This window comes from Mesorhizobium sp. M7A.F.Ca.CA.004.04.2.1, from assembly GCF_004022825.1.
Classification (GTDB): domain Bacteria; phylum Pseudomonadota; class Alphaproteobacteria; order Rhizobiales; family Rhizobiaceae; genus Mesorhizobium.
This window is the reverse complement of record NZ_RZPH01001460.1, coordinates 1-1,048: the sequence shown is the minus strand read 5'-3', so window position 1 is coordinate 1,048 and position 1,048 is coordinate 1. Positions and strand designations below refer to the sequence as shown.

Annotated in this window: 1 pseudogene; it reads right to left on the bottom strand. The window is 65.0% G+C overall.

Annotated elements, in window-relative coordinates:
* Positions 1–1,048: pseudogene (locus EN893_RS35375) on the bottom strand (cobaltochelatase subunit CobT); the annotation flags it as partial.

Genomic DNA, 1,048 nt, shown 5'->3' with positions numbered 1-1,048 from the left:
AGCCGGTTGTGCGCCCACAGCAGCGCCTCGCCGTCGATATTTTCCTTGAGCAGGCCTTCGCGCATCATCAGGCCGAGATTGCGCCGTGCCCGCCGCCATGGATGGTCGGCGGACTTGTAGATGATGTGGCGCAGATCGTTGAGCCGGCCAGGATTCGGCGGCTTGCCATCCTTCAGCCATTTCTCGCGCGCCTGCCCGCCCTTCCACGCCCGTGTCGTGAAGCCGAGGATCTCGACCGAGACACCGCAACGCTCCAGCGTGCGCGCCAATATGTCGGCGCAGGTGGCGGCGACCGTGATCGGCCGGCCGCGCATCGAGCCGGAATTGTCGAGCACCAGCGTCACCACCGTGTCGCGAAATTTGGTGTCGCGCTCCTGCTTGAACGACAGCGGCTGCATCGGGTCAATGACGACCCGCACCAGCCTTGCCGGGTCGAGGTAACCTTCTTCCAGGTCGAAATCCCAGGAGCGGTTCTGTTGTGCCATCAGCCGGCGCTGTAGCCGGTTGGCCAGCCGCCCAACGACGCCGGACAGATTGGCCAGTTGCTTGTCGAGGAAGGCGCGCAGCCGGTCGAGTTCTTCCTCTTCGCACAGCTCCTCGGCGCCGACCGTCTCGTCGAAAGCCGTGGTGAAGACCTTGTAGTCGATCTCCTTCGGCAGATTGGTGAAGGGATTGTCGTTGCGGCGCGCCTCGCCGGGTGTTTCGGCATCGGCGTCGTCATCGTCGGACAGATCGTCGGCGGTGGCGTCGGAGGCTTCCGTCTCGGCCGACTGTTCGTCATCGGCGGAAGCTTCGGCATCCTCGGACTGCGACTGCTCGGAGCCGGAATCCTCTTCGCCACCCTCCTCGCTCTGCTCCTCGCCTTGCGGCTGGTTGTCGTCATTGTCCTCGGAATCTTCCGTCTCCTGGTCGTCGCCGAGTTCCTCGGCCATCTCCATGGAGGCGAGCATCTCGCGCACGACCCGGGCGAACGCCTGCTGGTCGCCGAGCTTGGCCGACAATCCGTCGAGGTCGGCCTTGGCCTTCTCCTCGACCCAGGGGCGCCAAA